The organism is Marinomonas sp. BSi20584, from assembly GCF_002792415.1.
Taxonomy (GTDB): Bacteria; Pseudomonadota; Gammaproteobacteria; order Pseudomonadales; family Marinomonadaceae; genus Marinomonas; species Marinomonas polaris.
Genome location: NZ_KZ454876.1, coordinates 111766 through 127149 on the forward strand (window position 1 = coordinate 111766; position 15384 = coordinate 127149).

Genomic DNA, 15384 nt, shown 5'->3' on the forward strand with positions numbered 1-15384 from the left:
GTTAAAGACATAGAGTACTCGCTCATGTTGCTGCAGTTAAGCGACAAAAAGAAGCGGCGTATTACAGGGAATATTGCCAGAAGCATTAAAACCCAAACGCGAAAGAACATTAAAAACCAAAGCTCGGTAACTGGTAATAAATTCAAGGATCGGAAAAGAAAAAGAACGCTAAAAGGCAAGATGTTAAGCGGCTTTGGTAGAGACAAAAACTTCTTTGTGAAAACGTCGGCAGAAAGTGCGCAAGTGTCATGGAAAGGCGAAATAGCAGGGCTGGCAAAAATACACCAAGAAGGGGCGCAATTTAAATCTAAGTCTCGAAAAATGTCTAGGCAAAAACTAGAAGAAATGAAAGGCATGATGGCCCAACGCTGGCAAGCAAGATTAATGAATGGCATGGGTTTCAAGGTTGCTAACAAAGATGGCGGCGGCAAGCGAGGGAAAGCGGGGTTAAAAAAACGGCGAGTATCTCAAGCTTGGATCATGCAATACATAACCGCGTTTCAAGCCATGATTATTATCGCCAAGTTACGCGAGGAAAGAGGCGAAAGCGGCGGCAAGGACATTGAAACAAAGATTCCAGCGCGGCACTTCTTCCCTAATGAACGGGCTTGGTTAACAGAATTAGCCACGCAAATGGTAACAAAAGAATTTAGAAAGGCAGGTAAATAACATGGCATTAGGTAGCGTAAGCGTTAGCAGCACAGACAGCGGACAGGGCGATTTTACGCAAGTAGAAAAGCAATTCTTGTTCATCGGCGCAGCGGGTAAAAACGCCGGAACGGTTCAATACATCGACCAAACCACAAACTTGGATGAAGTGCTGGGCATTCCACCAAGCAAACTAAAAACGGCTATTGAATGGGCCCGTAACAACGCCGGCACCAATTGGACTTGTATCGCCATGCCGCAAGCGGCGGCGGGTACGTGGTCAGACGCGTTTGATACTGCAATGGCTCAAAACCTAGTGTGTGAAATGGTTGTTGTTACCGACGCGGTCACAACGAAAGCCGAACTGGACGCCATGAATGTGGCCGTTACCAGTGCGGAAAATCAATACGGCCGCTACTTGCACATGATCGCCGTCACTGCGCCAATGGATAAAGCCACGCAAACGTGGGCGGATTTCATTGCCGATTTTGAAGCATTGCAAGATGGCGTTGCGGCGCCTTCTTTGACATTGGCTCCTCAAGTATTCGCGGGTTGGCTGGGTACGTATTGCGGCCGTTTATGCCATGAAGACCAGTCCATTGCTGATACGCCAATGCGCGTGGCGAGCGGGGCTATCGTGGGTTTATCCACATTACCCGTGGATAAAAACGGTATTACGTTCAACATGAGCCATGCCAAAGCGCTAAATGATGCACGCGGCACCGTGCCACAAGTGTATGCAGATTACGACGGTATTTATTGCAGCGACGGCATGACGTTAGCACCAGAAGCCAGCGATTTTGCCGTGATTGAAAACTGCCGAGTAGTCAACGTGTGTAAGCGCGAGATCCGTATTTTGGCGATTAAAAAAGTGGGTGATCGTGAGCTGAACAGCACGCCAGCATCTATTGCCTCGCATGAAACCTACTTTATGCGCCCGCTGATTGATCGCAGTGTCACCACGACAATTAACGGAATTACTAAGCCAGGTGAAGTAAAAAAACCACAAGACGGTGACGTTGTTATCACTTGGAAAACGCGAACGAATGTAGCCGTGGGCTTATTGATTCGCCCTTACAACTGCCCGAAAGCGATTGAAGCGACCGTGGCCTTAGAACTAAGTAACGGAGTGTAGCGCATGAGCAAGCAACATGTTTCGGGAAGAGATGTAAACGTGTCGGTAGGCACGCAATTGATCAACGTAAAACAATTTACGCTGAACATTGAAGACGGCGCGAAAGAAGTAACAACGCGCGGCGTGGCTGATGGCTATGTTAACGGCGTATTGTCGGCAAGCGGTGAAATCACGTTGGATACAGAGAACTTTAACCGAATTATTGAAGAAGCTCGCAAGGTTGGGTCATACCAGCAATTGCCTGTATTCGACATCGTTAGTTTGGGGCAGACAGTAAACCAGAAGCTAAAAATTGTGGCGTACGGCTGCAAGCTTAGCATTTCGAAACTGATTGATGCGGCGAGCGATGGCGGCGACAAGTTAGAACACACCATCCCGTACAAAGTGACGGATCCGCGTTTCGTCGAAATAGGCGGCGTTCCTTACGGGGATCAAAACCACTTAGCGGCGTTGGGGTTGTAAATGAACATTAAATACTTAGTGGTTCATTGTTCGGATTCGCCAAATGGCCGAGAAACCACGGCGGCGGATATTCACCGTTGGCACTTAGAACGCGGTTGGGATGGGATCGGATACCACGCTGTTATTAAGCTGGACGGAAACATTGAAGCGGGTCGCCCTATGTATTGGCAGGGCGCGCACGCTGATCCGTATAACCATGAATCACTGGGTGTTTGTTTGATCGGTAAAGACAAATTTACTGAAGAGCAAATGCGTTCATTAGAAGGCTTGTTTTTAGCGTTACACGTTGAATATCCAAACGCGCAAATAGTCGGCCATTGTGATTTGAACACACATAAAACCTGTCCAAATTTCGACGTGAAAACGTGGTGGGCGGAAGTGCTGAAAAGGAATATTGATTGATGAACATTAGATCTTTTTTAAGTGGCACGTTGGATTTGGTCGGTGCATTTGTTCCAAGTGTGGCTATTGCTGCAAAAGCCGTAAATGCTTTTTTGCCTGATGATAAAAAAATGGACGAAAAAAACACCACTGGTCGGGATATTTTGAACGCCTTCAATGGACTGGGTGAAGGCGAAAAGGCAACGATTGAAAAGCGGTTTGAAGTAGAAATGGCAGAAATACATGCCTCGGTAGACAAGCTTCAAGCTATGGTTTCAGCAGAAACACCAACGGCAAATATGCGGCCAAAAATAGCCTATATGATGGCGTGGACGGTATTTATCGCTGTTTGTGGAATGATGCTAATTTGGGCTGTTGCGGTCGTAATGAAAGACTCGGCAATGTTAAAAGAGCTTAAAGAAAGCTGGGAACTCATGTTGGTTTTGTTGGGCACTCCAACCGCGCTATTGCGAGCTTACTTTGGTATGAGAACCAAAGAAAAACAGGCTAGGTATGCAGCGGCAACGGGTCAGCCTATTGCTGATGTGGTGGGTGGCGTGATGGGTTTTTTACGCAAATAAAAGGATAGGTAGCACATGGAACAGACCAACGTTACGGCCAACTATTGGGTGTCGATCTTTACATTTTTTACTGGATTGTCAGTCAACGAGTGGGTAGCTGTTGGTGGTCTGGTTATAGGTGTTGCAACATTTTTAACGAATTTATGGTTTAAACGCGAGCATCTAAAAATAGCTCGCTTGACAGCAAAAATAGGGGAATAAACATGGCTCAGGTGATTTGTATTACAGCGGGCGCGGTAGCGTTTAGCTTCACTGTTGATGACAGAATGTACAACAAATTTGTGGATGGTATGACCAAAGGTGGTGCCGTATTGCCCGCTTATAACATGCTATCAAACGCGGTAGATAACGAGCAGCACGCGAAGTTTGTAGAAACATTTACAGACGGGCAAAACAATCCTCGAGCAACGTTGGTATTGGAAGCGGTGGGGATGATCACAGAGGAATTTACTAGTGATTTACCAAAACTGGTAAAGACGCCAACGAGTTCCGCGAATTCATTAAAAGGAATGGCTACGAGCAACTCGTAACACTACGAATGCGTTATCTACCAAATGAAGATGACTCTCATGAAAGTTTAGGGCGCGCATTGTGGTTAGAAGATCGTGAGTCAGAAAGAACAACCGCCGCTATTGCAAACGGCATCAGTAAGGCTTTTTCGGGATAAAGAGGGTAAGGGTAAATGTCTGCATCATTAGATAAATTAATGCTTACCGTCGGCTTGTTGGACAAAATAACGGGGCCAATGCGCGGCATCCAGAAAACTATCCAACAAGTGACGTCGCAGTCTCGAAAAGCCTTTATGAACACGGCGGCGGGCGTTGCGGCGCTTATCGCTGCCTCGTCTTCTTTTGCAAATACCGTCAACCCTGCTAACGATATGAACAACGCCTTAAGAGAGGTGAGTTCATTAGATGTGGCTGACGATACGTTAAAACGGCTTAATCAATCAGGCCTTCAATATTCAATTCAATTTGGCGAATCTGCATCAAATTACGTGCGGTCTGCTTACGACATTCAATCAGCCATTGATGGTTTGTCGGGCAATGACTTACCACAATTCACCACGGCAGCGGGTACGTTAGCAAAAGCAACAAAAGCCAATGTGGCAGACATTACCGGCTATTTCGGCACCATGTACGGCATATTTAAAAACCAAGCCAATGAAATGGGTAAGGGTACATGGGTGGAAATGCTCGCGGGTCAAACCGCCACCGCTGTGCAAATGTTTAAAACCACAGGGCCAGAAATGACCGCCGCGTTTGAATCTATCGGCGCTGATGCCACAAGTATGGGTGTGAAGCTTAACGAGCAAATGGCCGTGCTTGGTACATTGCAGTCAACCATGAGCGGATCGGAAGCCGGCACAAAATACGGAGCATTTTTACAAGGATTGTCCGGTGCACAAGGGAAGCTAGGGCTTAAATTTACCGACGAAAGCGGCGCCTTGTTACCTGTTGTCGATATTTTAGACATGATCCAAAGCAAGACAAAAGGCCTGAATGCGTTAGAAATAAATGAAATGTTAGGCAGTGCGTTTGGGTCTGATGAAGCGGTGGGATTTATTAAATTAATGTCCAGCGGTGTGGGTAAATTACGCGGAGATATAGACAAACTCGGTCAAGTGAAAGGCATGGATAAAGCGGCGTCTATGGCTGAAAGAATGGTGGATCCTTTTGCAAGATTAAGTCAGGCCGTAACAAACATATCTATTGCCATTTGGCAAAAAGCCCTACCCTCTATCGAGCCCTACATAAACATGATGACTAACGCCGCCAGCGTGATTGTCGAATGGGCAGATAAATACCCGCATTTGACCAAAGCGGTTGGTTTGTTGATTACCGGATTTATTGCCCTTGTCGCCGTTGCGGGTGTTGTAACGCTTGCCATCGGTTTAATGCAATACGCCCACGTTGGTTTGATGATGCGCTTTGTGTTGCTCAAGCCAATTATTTGGGGGGTGGCGCTAGTAGGGAAAGCATGGGCTGCAACGCTTTGGTTGATGCGTACCGCATTGCTTGCATTCGTATTGTATGGCCCTGCAATGTCGGCGTTTTTCCTCGCCATGAAAACGGGTTTTTTAACCAGCCTGCCAGCAATTTGGGCATTTACCGCCGCGTTGCTTGCTAATCCATTAACGTGGGTTGTAGTTGGTGTGGTCGCATTGATCGCGGCGTTAGTTGCTTTGGTGGTTTATTGGGACGATGTAAGCGCAGCGGTTGGGCGATTTTTTTCAAGCCTTGGCGACTTTGTCGACGTGTCTATTTTCGAGCCTATCCAGCAATGGTGGGGCGATTTCCAAGTCTGGTTAAGTGGTGTGTCGCTTATGCCAAGCTGGGATATGGGTAGCGATTTTACGGCAAGTCTGTCTGCTAAATGGGCCGCGTTTGCGGGCTGGATTGGCGGCTTGAGCTTAGCACCCGTTTGGGATCTGGGCAGTGATCTAGTCGAGGGGCTGGCTCAAAAGTGGGGCGATTTCCAAGTATGGATTGGTTCTGTGTCATTGATTCCGAATTGGGATTTAAGCCCTGAAGCATTCGACTCTATCAAACAATGGTGGACAGATTTTAAGGGCTGGTTATCGGCTCTTGATCCATTCGCATTTCTTGGTGAAAAGGTCGATTGGCTGAAAAACAAACTGTCTTGGTTGCCCGGCATCGATACGAGTACCAGCACAAGCAGCACACAAGAAGTCATCAGCAAGGTCGAAAGCCAAGCCGAAACGGTTAATAAATCGGTGGTGTTGCCCGGTGCGGAATCAAGCCAAAGCGGCGGCGAGTCGGGCGGGTTGTTTCAGACCATTAGCAACATGTTTGGCGGAAACAAAAAATCCGTACACGTCGAGAAAATGGAAGTGAACAACAATGGGCAAGCAGTGCGCGGTGCGGATTTACTTTATCAATTAGAAATGGAAGCGGGCTAATGCCAAGTATTGATTTACTCATTCAAGACGATGACATCGTACTGTCCAGTATTGGCGAACCATTGCTAGTAGAAGGCGTGAACTGTGTGGCGCAAGACATACGCCACATGATCCGTGAAAAGGGCTATGCGTGGCGGATGATTGGCGAGCGCAACCAAACCACCATTAACGCGCTGTGCACTGAAATTGAAATAGAAATGGAAAACGATGAACGCATTTACCCAGGCACGGCCAACGTAACACTAAGCGGTGAAAGCCTAATTTGTGAAGCGCAAACGATAGACAGTGAAAGATTGGTGGTGAAGGTATGAGTGATTTTGAAAAAGTGCTGAAAGACAACGGCGTACCAACCACAGAAGAGGAAATAACTGCCGAGTTTCGCACAGTTTTGGCAGAGTCTGGTTCGACTATTGCCAATGATTCCAACTACTCACCGTTTTGGCGTTTGATCTCGGCTATCGCTACTAAGCCATTTTTATGGCTCGTGCAATTGCTGATTAAAAACATCATGCCACAGTTTTTCCTTAAAACCGTGGGTGAATCGTTTATTAATCTGTGGGGAGATAGTTACGGCGTAGAGCGTAAACAGGCCGAAACGTTGTTGGGCCGTGTGTTGTTTACGCGTGTCGATACGTCTGCAGAGTTGGTGATTCCGGCGGGAACCGTTGTTTATACAGACAGTATTAACAACACGATTTATGAATTATTGACCATTGACGAAGTGGCTATTGCTGCTGGTGCAGATGGCGCCATCGTCGCTGTGCAAGCAGCCAAAGCGGGCGCGGCGTACAACTTGGAAACCGGCTATTACAGACATTGCGATATTGATGGGCTAACAGTAACAAACCCCGTCGATTGGATAGACAGCGTTGGCGCGGATTATGAAGACATTGAAGATTATCGCCTGCGCATACGTAACGCATTTAACACGCTAAGCCATTACCACACAGACGGTGTGTACCGTTTTTTGATGACGAAATTTGCGGGCGTCGCAACCGATATGATTTGGTTCGAACATGAAGCGCCGCGCGGACCAGGTACGGCCAATGCGTATGTGTTGTTCGAATTAGACGCGCCAGCAAACAGCTACATAGCAACGATTAATCGCATGATTTCAAGCGAGGGCTACCACGGCCACGGCGACGATTTACAAGTGTTCGCAATGCCAGAAACCACGCATTCAATAACCGCAAATGTCTATTTGCCATCGGATTTATTGAGCACAGAAAAGCAAGCAATTTTGACAGGCGTAGAACAAGCAATACAAGCCGCGTTTCGCTCTAATTCCGCGTACGTGATGACGCAAACCTTGCCGTTTAGCCGCTTTAGTTTTACGCGCATGGCGAGCGAGATTTATAGACTGTTTCCTGAAATCGAAAGCATTACGTTTGATCAGAACGACATTATTAGCGAAATGTCTATCCCGCGTTTGGCGTCACTGACAGTAAGTGAGGGCGAATAATGACAGACCGTTTTGATTTACCAATGTGGGAAAAAAAGGGGCCGAACAATAACGGTTTAAAAAATGCCTTTGGCTCGTGGTGGGACAAAGCAGAGGGATGGATAAAAGCGCCACTCAATCAGCTGGACGCGGAAACCTGTCACCCAAAAATACTAAAAATGCTCGCGTATCAGCGCGATATGAACTTATTGCCAAACGAGCCGGAAGCGCTGTTTCGTAAGCGAGTAAAACACGCAGTTAAAAATGCTCAAGACGCAGGCAGTTATGCCGGATTTAAAGCAATTTTCGAACGTTTAGACGTGCCATTGCTGGGGCAAATAGAGCGAGATCCATTAACAGATTGGGACGTGATAACGCTATGGCTGACGGACTCGGCAATAACGCAAGAACCGGAACTAGGTCAATACATTATCAGGACGTATGGCCGTACTTGTCGACGCTATGAATTTTTATTAGTCGACGCATTGCCTGAAGTTAATGTGCATTCGCTTTCGTCCAGTGTAGAGCGCAAACAAGACAAAGCTAACGCGGTAAATGAACATATTTTTTCTGATGATTTGGACGGCTACACAATCGGAAAAATAGCAGCAAACTGGATGGACAGAAGCCAAGAAATTTTAAATGTGCGTGAACCGTGGATATTTGACGACGCGGTGAGCGGAATGAATGTGACGTTTTTAAGTGCGTCGTTGGAACGAGCCGTCGACAGCGTAAGAGGTAACGAATAATGGCAGAAATAGTAAGCGGAACAGTAACGGATGCAGGCGCGCGGTACATAGCACGAAAAGTGGCGGCGCTGGAAGATGTAGTGATAACGCATTTCGTTCTAGCAAATGTGCCAGGGGCCAGCGAAACAACAACAGCGAATCCAGCGGCGGGTTTGCCTGCCGTGTCTCAACGGGTCGGCGGAAACATCGCAGTTGAGGCGCCGCGTTATAACAACGACAACGCTGTGACGTATTCGCTCGTTCTTGGGTCGGACGTTGGCGATTTTGATTTTAATTTTTACGGCGCAGTGACAGACACAGGCGTATTGCTCGCCTTTCAGTATTTGCCAGTAAATAGAAAGCGCGCGGGAATCGGGCAGGTCATTAATCGAAATCTCGTTGTGCCATTTTCGAACGCTAAACAAATGACGGGCGCGGATTTGCCGATTGAATCATGGCAATACGACTATGAAAGCGAAATAGAAGCCATGCAGATGGGTGTCATGCAAAACAGTGTCGCGACTATTTCAGCGCTGAACAGCGCCATTAAAAATCACGAAAGATTACTGAAATTGGAGAACAAAATATGAGCGAGCTAACACAAGCAACGCAGGCGCTAACGAGTGCAACGCAACAAATGCAATCGGCAAAAGAATCATTTGAAAGTATTCGACAAGATGCAACGCAGTCAATTAATGCTGTAAATGCTAATTTTGCGGAAAAAGCCGCATCATTAACAATCACGGCAAATCTTGGCTATCGCAACGCGGTTGAAAAAGCCTCTGGCGGTCGTAATACGATGATTTTGGATGCTCAGGGCAACGAAAATATCATGGTCGTGATCCCGCGCTTTAACTGCGAAGACATCAATGCCGCCGTGTTGGCTGCAACGGGTGTCGACATGCAGTTGGGCGTAGGTACACACCCAGCATTCCGCACAAATGGCGTGGATCGCGGGGAAATTTTGGTTGGTAAATATCTCGCATCGGCGGGCGCGGGCAGTGGCTGTTCAGTGATCGGCGGTGTTCAGCCGCGTACTAGCGTGAACTACGACACGGCCAAATCGTTGTCTGCGAACAAGGGCGATGACTGGCACATGATGTCAATCCACGAGTGGGCGGCAATTGCATTGTGGTCATTAGCTAACGGCACGGTGCCGCGCGGCAACACGAACTACGGCCGCGCCCATGATGCAAAATGGGAGGTTTCGCAGGTGATGGGTGCGTTGCTTGGTGATATATCGGGTAATGCTCGCAATGGCACTGGTTCTGGGCCGGATACATGGTCGCACGATCATGGTGCATTCGGCGTGCAGGATTTGGTCGGCAACGTGTGGGAGTGGCAGGATCAGATGCTGCTTGATAACGGACAAATAATAACAACATTGGACAATGATCCGTCGTTATCGGAGGCTAATTGGTATCGTCATGCTGGGTACTTGGATTCGCCGACGAGCAATCAGTCTGGTAGCGGAAATGCTGGCACGCCTGTTCTGAGCTCGGTTATTACTAATCGTAATGGGCCGTCTGGCAGTGATAGTCATGATTATCCTTACATAGGAAATGGTTTGTTTTCGTCTATATCAACGAGTGAAAGTTATTCAGGGAGTGAGGTTCTTAGGCGTTTGCTAATTGAATCTGTTGGTGATGCTGGATTGACGGGGTATGTTTATGCGCGAAACTATGGAAAGCGATTTCCGCGCAGAGGTGGGTGCTGGACGAATGGTGTAAATGCGGGTTTGGGTGCTATTGATTTGGGTCTAGCTAGATCTATTGTTAGTAGTAGTATCGGGTTTCGCCCCGCTTTATTTGTGTAATGAGTTGTGAATCTTTGATGGCTGGGCGATAGCCCAGCGTTTTACTTGTCAGCAGTAATTGGAGTAAGAAAATGGAACAAACATACATTTTTAACAGCGAAAGCCACAGTGATTTTACAGTGCCGTACATGACGGCGCTTGGTATGGATCAAGAGCAAATCGATTCGGTCATCGCACAGCGTGATTTCGAGCTATCGCAAAACGTACAAAAGCGCGAAGCTGCGTACAAGCGAGAGTCAGATCCGCTCTATATGGAATGGCAATTCGATCAAACGGAAGAGGCGGAACAAGCGTGGCGCGCAAAAGTGACAGAAATCAAAGAGCGCTTTCCGCTGGCTTAAAAGGGGTAGCGTATGCTAGGGATTGATTGGTTAGTACTAGGCGCGGCGGCGTTAGTGTCGTGGGGTGTAAATACACTACTGGCACCTGAACCGCCACCGCCTCGGCCTATTTGCTATGTAACGGAAACGTACGGCGAAGGCGAGTTGTCTACACCTGTTTGGTGTGACGAAGTGGAGCGCGATAAATGATAATCCTCGTTTTAGATGAAACAAATATCGAGGGCTACGGACACACGGTAAACTGTAAATTCAGTTTGCCGGAATCCGACTTATCCGGCAAAAGTTCATCGACTGCAGGTGCAGAAGAGGGCGATAAAGCGTGTCGTTTACGTGTCTCTTTGAAGATCAAATACAACACACCAGAATTTCTAAAAAACATCAAATTGCTAAGCATGGCGAAAGACGAAACAAAAGGTACGCGAAAGGTTTACAACATTGAGAACCAAACAGCTAAAGCGTTTGGTGTTCGTCAGGTTCGTTTCACAGACGAAGTGAGCGCGCAAGAGCTAGACGAAGAACAGGCGTGGTCTGTGTCGTTTACTCTTATCGAGCATTTATCAATCGCTGAAAAAGTCGAAACACAGAAAATCAAAGCAGAAGAACCGAAAGCTGCGCCGGCTGATGAAAAGGTAATATCCGAAGTGTCAGCGGCGGAAAGCTTGCCGGCTGGTTGGTTTGAAAAAGGCTTGGCGTGGATCGATTCGAAGTTAGCAGAAGAGGAAAAAAAGGGCGATGAAGTATGATTACACGCTTAAAATTAATGGTGAAAGGGCGGCGCTGGTTTCGCATGACGTAGCACTAAATACAATGATGCCAGGACGGGCAACATTTACAGTAGAAAGCGCGGTTTCACTAAGTGGGACCGCGTTTTTTTCATTTGGAGTCGATGGCCGTCAACAACAAGGCCATTTTTACGGCTACATAGAACGATCAACGCCAGCGGGAAAGGGCGTGCAAACCATCTTTTGTCGGGAGAAATCCAACATGCTAGAAATGCCGGTTCCATTGGCATTGCGTAACGTTACGCTTAAAGAAGTTCTAGCCAAGGTTAAGGAAATCACGGGGCTTGGCTTTGCTCTACCGTCTGCAGATTATACGGCTAAAAAAGTGCCTCACTTCATCAACACGGGCAATGGCTTTCATCTAATCAAAGCAATCGCCGATGTGTTCGGCATAAGCGGCTATTTGTGGCAGCAACGGCGCGACGGTTTAATCTATGTCGGATCGTGGAAAGACGGCCATTGGCCAGACACACCCATACACATACCGGCGGCGGTATTGGATAAACAACTGGCAACACAAAGCGCCGAGATTATGGCAATACCAGGTCTACGGCCAAACTATCTTTTAAACGATAACCGTCTTACTAGCGTGCGTATGATCGAATCAAAAATGGTGGTTTCATGGAAACGATGATTGAACGCATAATGATGCGCAAATATCCAGAATTGAAAAGTGGTTGGCATTTACCCATGTTGGCAAAAATAACCGACACGCTCACACCATTAGCGGGGCAAACAGTCACGGAAGAAACGCCCGTGTATTCTGTCTCTGTGCAATTGCTAAAAGCTAACGGCCAAGAAGATAAAGACATACCGGTAATAGAAGATGTCTTATTACCCGTTCCGGCTGGCGGCGAACAGCGCGGCTTTTGGTCAAAGCCAAGCGTCGGAACTATCGTTGAATTGGCGTTTGCTTACGGATCGCCCGCACACCCATTCATTAGGAACATACTGCCACATGGTTTGAAGCTGCCGAACATGGCCGAAACGGATCAACGTTGGCAGCAATCAGAAACCGGATACATACAGGTAAACAAAGACAATGAATGGGAAACCAAAGGAAAGAACAGCACCACAGAGATAGAACAAGACTTAAGGTTCAAGGCTGGACAACTGCATGAAATGATCGCAGCCAAACACCATGCGGGCGACGATACGACAAACATTTATGCTTTGCTACACGACCTAATGAACACCGTCGCAGACCTCGCAAAAATTGCAGGAACGCACAACCATTCATATACATGGAGTGATCCAGGTGGAGCGGGCACAACATCCCCACCAATGAACACCGCCAGCTATACACAAAAAAGCGCGGAAGCCACGGAACAAGCGGGTAAGCTGAAACCATTGCTTAAATAACCAACACACCAAACAACAACCAAAGGGCGCATACAGCGCCCTTTTTCATGCCAGCAGCCAGCCAGCGCGCCGCTTCCCCGCCCCCCAAAAAGCACTCCTCCCCACGCCCGCACGCTTTACGCTTTTTCTTATTCCTGCAATTCTAAAAGCGCAATTAAAAGCCGCCACAGCCCGTATACAGTGCGTTTCTATAAAAAATGGAATTGCAGCCACATGAAAGAAATTGCAGCTTAAAACGCCTTAGAATAGACATAAAAAACGCTGAAAGCCTTATGGTTTCCGTGCTGCGCTGTTTTCATCATCTAAAACACTGTAAAAAAGTTGATCTAGTTTTGTTAATGACTCGGTGACACTCCAAAGCGCTTGTTCAATGATTTTGGGGTTAACATTAGTGAACGCGCTTTCATGAGAAATTAAGATGACAGTAGAGAGGGCTTGATCGATGTATTTGCTTGCGTCATCGTGGAAGTTTTCAAAGTTCATAATTTAATCCTTTTAAGTTTTGTAAATCCGTGTGTTGATGTTTTTTACAACGCATTACTCTATCTTTACAATATGATGACGTAACGAATGTCCGATTTACATTAAGTGGCTGTTCGATTTCACTAAATAACGGTCATACATCTGACTGTTGCAAAAACATGACGCTAATTCTGTTTATTGATTTGTATCAAGAAAATAAAATTCCTCTGCTATAAGTAGAGGTGATAAATGTCATTCGCAAAACGATTGAAAGATGCACGGATGGCGAAAGGAGTAAAAAGGGAATCACTGGGGGAAATGGTGAACAAGTCAGCAAGGGCGGTTAAAGCATGGGAATTAGGGCAAAACGTACCAACGATTGAGACGCGGCGAAAGATAGAAAGGTCATTAGGTTTGCCGTACGGATATTTGAATAATGATTATGATAAGGAATTGTGTGATGTGCTGAGTCAATTTAATTTGATTGTGCAAAACTTAGATCCAGTAAAACGCCAGCACATCGTTAGAATACTGAAATCGTCTATTCAAATATTAAAATGAGCGAAAAAGAGGGAGGTTTGATAGAATCCCGCCCAATTGTTAAAAAATAGATTGGGCGCGGTTCTGTACAAAATAAAATTGTGTACATAACAGCGTACATAAAAACGGAATCGCAAAGAATGAATGAAAAATTTATCAATGAAATCAATGATAGACGAACATTTGCTATCATATCGCACCCTGACGCCGGTAAAACAACCATCACTGAAAAGCTTTTGCTGCTTGGTCAGCTTATCCAAACGGCTGGCTCTGTAAAAGGCCGCAAAGGTGATAAGCATGCGACATCGGATTGGATGGCGATGGAGAAGCAGCGTGGTATCTCGATTACCTCTTCTGTGATGCAGTTCCCATACAAAGATCGCATCGTAAACTTGCTTGATACACCTGGGCATGAAGACTTCTCGGAAGATACTTACCGTACGCTAACCGCAGTTGACTCTGTATTGATGATCATCGACGGTGCAAAAGGTGTAGAGGACCGTACTATCAAGTTGATGGACGTTTGTCGTTTACGTGATACGCCTATTTTGACTTTCATCAACAAAATGGACCGCGATATTCGCGATCCGATTGAATTGTTAGATGAAGTAGAAGAAGTCCTAAAAATCGCTGCCGCACCGATTACTTGGCCGATTGGGATGAGTGATTTCTTTAAAGGTGTTTATAACCTTTATACCGATACGATTCATGTATTTGTTCGTGGTCGCGGCCATACCTTGATGGACGATATTCGAATCGAAGGTCTACAGTCTGATAAGGCAAAAGAATTGCTTGGTGATGATTGGGCTGCTTATGTCGATGAAATCGAATTGGTTCGTGGTGCGAGCCATGAATTCGAGCTTGGTGCGTATTTAGCTGGTGAATTGACGCCAGTGTTTTTTGGTACAGCACTTTCTAACTTTGGTGTTCGTGAAATGTTAGATGGCTTTGTGGAATGGGCGCCAGCTCCTATTGACCGCGAAACTAATACCCGCAAAGTTGAAGCAAAGGAAGAAAAATTTTCCGGCTTTATTTTTAAAATTCAGGCCAACATGGACCCTAAACACCGTGACCGTATTGCGTTTATGCGAGTGTGTTCAGGGACTTATAATCGTGGTATGAAAATGCGTCATTGCCGTATTGGTAAAGATATTAAAGTGACGGATGCGGTGTCTTTTACAGCGGGTGATCGTGAGGGTGTTGAAGAAGCTTTCTCTGGTGATATTATTGGTTTGCATAACCATGGCACGATCCAGATAGGTGATACTTTCACGGAAGGGGAAGATTTAAAGTTCACTGGTATTCCTCACTTTGCGCCTGAGTTATTCCGCCGTGTACGCTTAAAAGATCCGATGAAAATGAAAGCTTTGCAAAAAGGCTTACAGCAGCTTTCTGAAGAAGGTTCTACTCAGTTATTTATGCCTCAACGTAACAACGAACTTATTGTTGGTGCAGTTGGTCAGCTGCAATATGAAGTTGTCGCGTACCGTTTAAAAGACGAATACAAAGTGGAATGTATCTATGAAGCAGTAAACGTCAACTCGGCTCGTTGGGTTGAGTGTGACGATGCTAAGAAATTTGAAGAATTTAAAAACAAGTGTAGAGATAACTTAGCTATTGATGGTGGCGGGCATTTGACGTATTTAGCACCAACTCGAGTTAATTTGATGATGGCAGAAGAAAAATGGCCTCAAGTTCGATTCCACTCAACCCGTGAACATTGATCAATACTTGACTAAATTACTCGGATAAGTGGATAATTCATTTATCGAAATGGTTTTA

Annotated in this window: 22 protein-coding genes; 21 read left to right on the top strand and 1 reads right to left on the bottom strand. The window is 46.3% G+C overall.

What is annotated here, in order from left to right; translation table 11 throughout:
- Positions 1-24 precede the first annotated feature (24 nt).
- The 19 genes from TY87_RS09335 to TY87_RS09415 all read left to right on the top strand — a co-directional run bounded on the left by TY87_RS09335 (position 25) and on the right by TY87_RS09415 (position 12600).
- Complete coding sequence (locus tag TY87_RS09335) at positions 25-669, top strand: phage virion morphogenesis protein (protein ID WP_157789885.1); 645 nt, start codon at positions 25-27, stop codon at positions 667-669.
- A gap of 1 nt (position 670) precedes the next feature.
- On the top strand, positions 671-1783 hold the full coding sequence (locus tag TY87_RS09340; RefSeq protein WP_100186880.1) for a DUF2586 domain-containing protein: 1113 nt from the start codon (positions 671-673) through the stop codon (positions 1781-1783).
- 39 nt (positions 1784-1822) lie between these two features.
- Entirely contained in the window at positions 1823-2245 is a 423-nt protein-coding gene (locus tag TY87_RS09345) for a phage protein (protein WP_157789886.1), read from the top strand.
- A complete protein-coding gene (locus tag TY87_RS09350) occupies positions 2246-2647 on the top strand; it encodes an N-acetylmuramoyl-L-alanine amidase (RefSeq protein ID WP_100186882.1) in 402 nt (133 codons plus the stop codon). It abuts the gene before it with no gap.
- Positions 2647-3207, top strand: a complete 561-nt coding sequence (locus tag TY87_RS09355; RefSeq protein ID WP_100186883.1) for a hypothetical protein — start codon at positions 2647-2649, stop codon at positions 3205-3207. Before TY87_RS09350 ends, TY87_RS09355 begins: the two co-directional genes overlap by 1 nt.
- Positions 3208-3222: 15 nt before the next feature.
- Positions 3223-3408, top strand: a complete 186-nt coding sequence (locus tag TY87_RS09360) for a phage holin (protein ID WP_100186884.1) — start codon at positions 3223-3225, stop codon at positions 3406-3408.
- A gap of 2 nt (positions 3409-3410) precedes the next feature.
- Positions 3411-3737, top strand: a complete 327-nt coding sequence (locus tag TY87_RS09365; RefSeq protein WP_100186885.1) for a putative phage tail assembly chaperone — start codon at positions 3411-3413, stop codon at positions 3735-3737.
- A gap of 8 nt (positions 3738-3745) precedes the next feature.
- On the top strand, positions 3746-3874 hold the full coding sequence (locus TY87_RS22910) for a DUF6890 family protein (RefSeq protein ID WP_269777505.1): 129 nt from the start codon (positions 3746-3748) through the stop codon (positions 3872-3874).
- Between the two features lie 15 nt (positions 3875-3889).
- On the top strand, positions 3890-6130 hold the full coding sequence (locus tag TY87_RS09370) for a phage tail tape measure protein (protein WP_100186886.1): 2241 nt from the start codon (positions 3890-3892) through the stop codon (positions 6128-6130).
- Positions 6130-6441, top strand: coding sequence for a DUF2590 family protein (locus TY87_RS09375; RefSeq protein ID WP_100186887.1), 312 nt, complete (start codon positions 6130-6132; stop codon positions 6439-6441). Before TY87_RS09370 ends, TY87_RS09375 begins: the two co-directional genes overlap by 1 nt.
- Positions 6438-7592, top strand: a complete 1155-nt coding sequence (locus TY87_RS09380) for a baseplate J/gp47 family protein (RefSeq protein WP_100186888.1) — start codon at positions 6438-6440, stop codon at positions 7590-7592. Before TY87_RS09375 ends, TY87_RS09380 begins: the two co-directional genes overlap by 4 nt.
- Positions 7592-8320, top strand: a complete 729-nt coding sequence (locus TY87_RS09385) for a phage tail protein (RefSeq protein WP_100186889.1) — start codon at positions 7592-7594, stop codon at positions 8318-8320. Before TY87_RS09380 ends, TY87_RS09385 begins: the two co-directional genes overlap by 1 nt.
- Positions 8320-8889, top strand: a complete 570-nt coding sequence (locus TY87_RS09390) for a phage tail-collar fiber domain-containing protein (RefSeq protein WP_100186890.1) — start codon at positions 8320-8322, stop codon at positions 8887-8889. The genes TY87_RS09385 and TY87_RS09390 overlap by 1 nt, the downstream gene beginning before the upstream one ends.
- Entirely contained in the window at positions 8886-10115 is a 1230-nt protein-coding gene (locus TY87_RS09395; protein ID WP_157789887.1) for a formylglycine-generating enzyme family protein, read from the top strand. Before TY87_RS09390 ends, TY87_RS09395 begins: the two co-directional genes overlap by 4 nt.
- Positions 10116-10186: 71 nt before the next feature.
- A complete protein-coding gene (locus tag TY87_RS09400) occupies positions 10187-10456 on the top strand; it encodes a hypothetical protein (protein ID WP_100186892.1) in 270 nt (89 codons plus the stop codon).
- A 12-nt stretch (positions 10457-10468) separates the two neighbouring features.
- The gene (locus TY87_RS22485) at positions 10469-10645 is read left to right on the top strand and encodes a hypothetical protein (protein WP_157789888.1); all 177 of its coding nucleotides are present in this window, start codon (positions 10469-10471) and stop codon (positions 10643-10645) included.
- On the top strand, positions 10642-11199 hold the full coding sequence (locus TY87_RS09405; protein WP_100186893.1) for a baseplate complex protein: 558 nt from the start codon (positions 10642-10644) through the stop codon (positions 11197-11199). Before TY87_RS22485 ends, TY87_RS09405 begins: the two co-directional genes overlap by 4 nt.
- A gap of 64 nt (positions 11200-11263) precedes the next feature.
- Positions 11264-11872, top strand: a complete 609-nt coding sequence (locus TY87_RS09410) for a hypothetical protein (RefSeq protein ID WP_157789889.1) — start codon at positions 11264-11266, stop codon at positions 11870-11872.
- Positions 11860-12600 carry a hypothetical protein gene (locus tag TY87_RS09415; protein WP_100186895.1) on the top strand — a complete coding sequence of 247 codons (741 nt, stop codon included), beginning with the start codon at positions 11860-11862 and terminating at the stop codon, positions 12598-12600. Before TY87_RS09410 ends, TY87_RS09415 begins: the two co-directional genes overlap by 13 nt.
- Positions 12601-12870: 270 nt before the next feature.
- On the opposite strand, the gene TY87_RS09420 is transcribed toward TY87_RS09415, so the two are convergent.
- Entirely contained in the window at positions 12871-13083 is a 213-nt protein-coding gene (locus TY87_RS09420; protein ID WP_100186896.1) for a hypothetical protein, read from the bottom strand.
- A 228-nt stretch (positions 13084-13311) separates the two neighbouring features.
- On the opposite strand from TY87_RS09420, the gene TY87_RS09425 reads away from it, so the two are divergent.
- Both TY87_RS09425 and TY87_RS09430 read left to right on the top strand, forming a co-directional pair.
- A complete protein-coding gene (locus tag TY87_RS09425; protein ID WP_100186897.1) occupies positions 13312-13623 on the top strand; it encodes a helix-turn-helix domain-containing protein in 312 nt (103 codons plus the stop codon).
- A 119-nt stretch (positions 13624-13742) separates the two neighbouring features.
- Positions 13743-15326 carry a peptide chain release factor 3 gene (locus tag TY87_RS09430; RefSeq protein ID WP_100186898.1) on the top strand — a complete coding sequence of 528 codons (1584 nt, stop codon included), beginning with the start codon at positions 13743-13745 and terminating at the stop codon, positions 15324-15326.
- Positions 15327-15384: the final 58 nt, after the last annotated feature.